The sequence below is a fragment of the Yeosuana sp. genome (assembly GCF_057126245.1).
Genome location: NZ_DBNGMQ010000008.1, coordinates 1 through 5262 on the forward strand (window position 1 = coordinate 1; position 5262 = coordinate 5262).

Here is a 5262-nt window from a genome sequence, read left to right on the forward strand (position 1 = left end):
GGAGAGATCGTAATGTGGTAGACTATATGGTAATAGATGCAGAAGGAAATACGGAACCAACAAATGATGGTTTTTATTACGCTTATAAATGGAGGCATGATCCAAATCCAGAAACTCGAGGATATGCTACAGAATGGCAATCGCCATTTAATTTCCCGCTCACTCGTTTTGCAGATGTATTGTTAATATATGCAGAAGCTCAAACGCGTGCTGATGGTAGCCCTAATGCAGATGCTTATGCGGCAATAAATAGGGTAAGAGATAGAGCTAGCTTAGATGATTTAAGTGGACTATCAGGTCCAGCTTTTTTACAAGCTGTTCTTGATGAACGGAAATGGGAACTTTGTTATGAAGGTCATCGTTGGGCAGATTTAGTACGATATGGTAAATTAGTTGAGGTTGTGAGGGCATCAACTGAGGGTAATCCTTTCGCGGCAGCAAATATTAGAGATCATCACGTATTGTTCCCTATACCAGATAGAGAGATACAAGTTAGTGGTGGTGATTTAGAACCAAATCCAGGGTATTCAGGAAATTAGTCAAAAAAAAAGGGGATATACTAATCCCCTTTTTTTAAAATTCAATGATAAGACGTTTAAATATAATTAAATGAGATATTTAATTTTATTATTTTTCACAACTTCTTTATTATTCTCTTGTAGTAAGGGAGGTCCTGTTGATGATGATGATCCAGTAATTATTGTAGATCCTGATCCTATTCCTGATCCTGACCCTGTAGTTGAGTTTAGTGTAGGCTTAGAAGGTGAATGGCGCGCTGATATCTACGAATCTGAAGACGTTGGTAACCCTGTTAATTACCCGCACTTTGCATATTACCCAGATGGACATATATCCGTAGTACCTGATGGTGACAAATATATTATGTTTTGGGCTGAATTTGAATCACATCGATCAGTTGGTTCAACCCAATTTGTAGAAGATCAAATTATGCTCGAACCCAGCAATGCGGTATTTGGTAGACGAGGAAACTTTGATACGTATGATAACGGTGGTTCGTGGTTGATGTCAGTATCTCGTGAAGAGAATGATAACTTCATTGGGTTTTTTCATGCAGAAGACCATTGGTATCCTCGTGACGGTAATACGATCGCATGGAAGTCTCTTGGGGTAACCTACTCAACTGATAAGGGAAAAACATGGAGTGAAGGAAAGCAGATTATAACAAGTCCTAAAGATAAACCTGCAGCCCCCGAATGGGGAGGTTCAGGAGATTGTTGTGTGGTCTGGGATCATTTTAACAACCGATGGTTATGTTATTATCAGGAAAATTGGATATATATGGCTGTTTCACAGGATCTTAAAGGAGCTCCTGGAACATGGAAGAAATATTATAACGGCGCATTTACAGAACCCGGACTTGGAGGGAATGAAACACCAGTACCTGGTTTATCTCCTGGAGCTAATCCTTCTGTGCATTGGAACACACACCTTGAAAAGTGGGTAATGGTTTGGCATAGTTGGGGTAATTCAGGCAGAATTAACCTTTCAGTAAGTGCCGATGGCATTAATTGGAGTACTCCACAAATCATTGTTGAATCAGAAATAGGTGGTAGGGCTTGGTACCCAACTATAATAGGTGTTACAGATGTCGAGGCTGGACAAGATGCAAGAATTTATTATGCGGATTTTTCGCCTGATTTTTCGTATAGATTGTTTAAAGCACGTAATATTACATTTTTTAAACCTGGTGAATAATATTTGTTGTTTTCATAATAATTACTAAACAAATAAGCTTTTCAAGTAGCTATAGCTGCAGATAGAAGAGTTATTTAATATAATATATTGAAAAGACATTAAGTATAAGAATTTTTAAATTGATTACACTATATCGTTAAAAAAACATCAATAATGAGCAAATATATAATGCTATTAACAATGTTAGTTGTTATAACAAGCAGTTGTTTAGAACAAACAAATAAAATAAAACATTATGTTTTTGAAGCATCGGATAATAATGAGGATTTTACCTCCAAAGTATTTGAAGTACTTCAAAGGGACAAAGAATTCGGATGCTCAATAGAGTTCAAGACAGGGACATATAATTTTTATCCAGAGAAGGCTTATGAAAAATATGTGAAAATTTCTAATAATGATAATGGCCTCCGCAAATTTATTTTTGCTTTAGAAGGCAGAAACAATATTACTATAAACGGGAATGGATCTACTTTTGTATTTCATGGAAGCGTCATTCCCTTTTTGATTGAAAATTCTACTAATATTAAAATTGAAAATTTAAACATTGAATATGATTTCCCTTTTGATTTCGAAGGAGTTGTTGTTGCTAACAACGAAAAAGAAAAAACATTTGACCTAAAAATTCATGAAGACAATAAATATAGAATAAAAGATGATATTCTTTATTTTAGTGGATACGACTGGGAAATAGGACTAGGTGAAAACATTGTTTACAATGCTGCAACTAAATCTCCTGAATATTTTACTTCACATTACGAACATAATTTCCACAAAAATTTCTTAAAAGCACAAGCTCTTGATGATAGAATTGTTAGATTTTCAAACTTGAATGCTGTAAAAGCGCCACCAGTAGGCAGTATATATTCTGACAAAGGACCTCATGGTGAAAATAGAAATATAGTTGGTTTTAGAGTTTATAAATCTAAAAATTTAAAATTAAACAATATTAATGTTTACCATGCTGGAGCAATGGCTCTTATCGCTGAAAAGACAGAAACTATTTCATTAAATAAATTTAATGTTATTTTAAAAGACGAATCTTCCAGAATAATTTCTGCAACTGCGGATGCAACACATTTTATAAACTGTAAAGGTCAGATAACTGTTGATAATTGCAGGTTCGAGAATATGCTTGACGATGCAAGTAATGTTCATGGGACTTATATGATTAATAATGAGGTTATTGATTCTGTTACAGTATCGGTAAAATTTGGTCACTTTCAACAACAAGGATTTGATTTTGCAGAAAAAGGCGACACTTTAAGATTTATAGATAGAACAAATTTATTGCCAGTAGGTACAGGTGTAGTGAAAAATATTCAAATGATTAATGAAAACTACTACACGATTACTTTTGAAGAACAAGTCCCTGAATTTTCCAACAAAAATATTGCAATTGAAAATATAACATGGATGCCTTCATTAGTAGTAAAAAATTGTACTGTAAAACAAAATAGAGCCAGAAGTTTGTTGATTTCAACCTCAAAGTCTGTGCTGATTGAAAATAATTATTTCGCTTCAATGATGGCCGGTATTAGAATATGTGGCGATGCGAATTACTGGTTCGAATCAGGTCCCGTATCAAATGTAATAGTTAAAGGAAATACGTTTGAAAATTTAGGTGTTGGCGGTCATGCACCACAGGCAATATTGCAAATAGACCCCATTATAGGAAAAAAATTCAGAGGAGATGGATTTTATCATAAAAACATCGTTTTTGAAAACAACACAATAAGAACCTTTGATCCTCTTATTATTTATGCCCTTAGTGTTGATGGATTAGTAATAAGGAATAATACGATTATCCAAACAAAAATATGGCCACAAATTTTCAGTGAATTATCACAGTTTGATCTTCAGAATTGTACTAATGTAAAAATAGAAGGAAACACTTATTCAGGTGATAATGAGGCTTCAATTAGCGTAATTGACTGTCAGAAAATGGAATTTGATTCAGAACAGGTAGGATTTTTGAAAGACATAAGTCAAAATCCAAATAAGTATTTCTATCAAAATTAGATTGTTAAGTAGTTTGAGTTAGTTTGAGTAGTATGGATGGGGCTGTTTGATACAGTCCCATCTAATTTCAAAAGAACATAATTAAAGAACATTTTATATTAAAAGCAACTGGAGTAAAACAACTTAAATTCGCCAATAACACCATCAATAATTCCAACACCTTTGTACCTATAGAACCTGATGCTTTTGTTATAGATGTCAAGCAAATTGAAACGTTGAAAATTGAAAATGTGAAAATTAGCGAAGTTTTCACGAACAAGTTGAAAGCCGAAGAAATTTCAAATATATCATCTGACATAAAATAATTGAATTAGTCCAAATTCTCAAATCTCTTCAAGTCAGGACACTAAAAGGTTCTACATATATTCTGTTCGTTCTAGGTTTAGCTGATGATTAGTGGAATCTAAAAATTTACTCAATATCATCTAGAAAGTTTGAACTTTTACTTTTACTGAAGGTTTGATTTTGATATCTAAACTAATTATTAGATTTTTCTTGTTGAGATGAGGCAGAAGCTTCCTTCCTTAGTTATATGGTTAATTTTAAAATATATTTTTATTTTACTTTTTAAATAAATTATAATATCTTCATAAAATTTATATAACCAACCATTTATACACAAAACCAACCATTGATAATTAAATTCTTTATTAAGATTTCTTCCCGCCGGGAATTTCTTAACTATTTTGGCTTAGTCGGATTCTTGGCTTTGACTTTTGGCTGCTCAAGTCCACTCCCGGAAAAGGTAGCGAAAGCATATGAATCGCTACCTGAATATGTTGACTATAATTTTCATATTAAACCTATTCTTTCAGACCGCTGCTATACGTGCCATGGACCTGACGCTCAAACAAGAAAAGCAGGACTGCGACTAGACATAGAAGCTGAAGCTTTTAGAAAATTAGAATCGGGTAAATATGCTTTCGTTAAAGGAAGTATTTCCAAAAGCGAAGTTATTCATCGTTTAGTCAGCGATGATCCTGATACAATGATGCCTCCGTCAGAGTCAGAACTAACAGTTTCTGCTAGGGAAATTGCATTAATTGCAAAATGGATCGAGCAAGGTTCTGAATGGAAACAGCACTGGTCTTTTCTGGCTTTGAAAAACCCTCAAGTGCCAGATATTAAGAATGATTGGACAAAGAACAATGAGATTGATAATTTTATCCAAGAGAATTTGATAAGCCTTGGATTAGCACCCTCACCAGAAACAGATAAGGAACATCTTATCAGGAGAGTTACCATGGATCTTACTGGCTTGCCGCCAACTGTGGAAGAAATTAATGCTTTTTTAAATGATTCTTCAGAAGATGCTTACGAAAAAGTTGTAGATCACTTATTGTTAAGTGATGCCTATGCCGAACGAATAACGCAAGAATGGATGGATGTATCTCGTTACGCAGACTCACATGGTGTTTCGTTTGATGGTTACCGCACTTCTTGGCCTTTTCGAGACTGGGTTATTAAGGCCTTCAAAAACAACATGCCCTACAATACATTTATTACTCATCAGTTGGCAGGTGACCT

4 protein-coding genes are annotated in these 5262 nt (G+C 34.2%); all 4 read left to right on the forward strand.

The genetic code is table 11. From position 1 onward, the window contains the following. Positions 1–539, forward strand: a 539-nt coding sequence (locus AC15TD_RS00760; RefSeq protein WP_484450226.1) for a RagB/SusD family nutrient uptake outer membrane protein, incomplete at its 5' end; no start/stop codon positions are given. A 70-nt stretch (positions 540–609) separates the two neighbouring features. Then, positions 610–1716 carry a hypothetical protein gene (locus AC15TD_RS00765; protein ID WP_484450227.1) on the forward strand — a complete coding sequence of 369 codons (1107 nt, stop codon included), beginning with the start codon at positions 610–612 and terminating at the stop codon, positions 1714–1716. A gap of 153 nt (positions 1717–1869) precedes the next feature. Beyond that, positions 1870–3735: an alpha-1,3-galactosidase-related protein gene (locus AC15TD_RS00770; protein ID WP_484450228.1), complete on the forward strand. Its 1866-nt coding sequence runs from the start codon at positions 1870–1872 to the stop codon at positions 3733–3735. A gap of 709 nt (positions 3736–4444) precedes the next feature. Then, positions 4445–5262: DUF1549 domain-containing protein (locus AC15TD_RS00775; protein ID WP_484450229.1), on the forward strand; the 818-nt coding region annotated here is incomplete at its 3' end.

Excerpts from the sequence above, each read along its gene's own strand:
- AC15TD_RS00765 (WP_484450227.1), top strand. The coding sequence starts at position 610 with ATGAGATATTTAATTTTATTATTTTTCACAACTTCTTTATTATTCTCT.
- AC15TD_RS00770 (WP_484450228.1), top strand. The coding sequence starts at position 1,870 with ATGAGCAAATATATAATGCTATTAACAATGTTAGTTGTTATAACAAGC.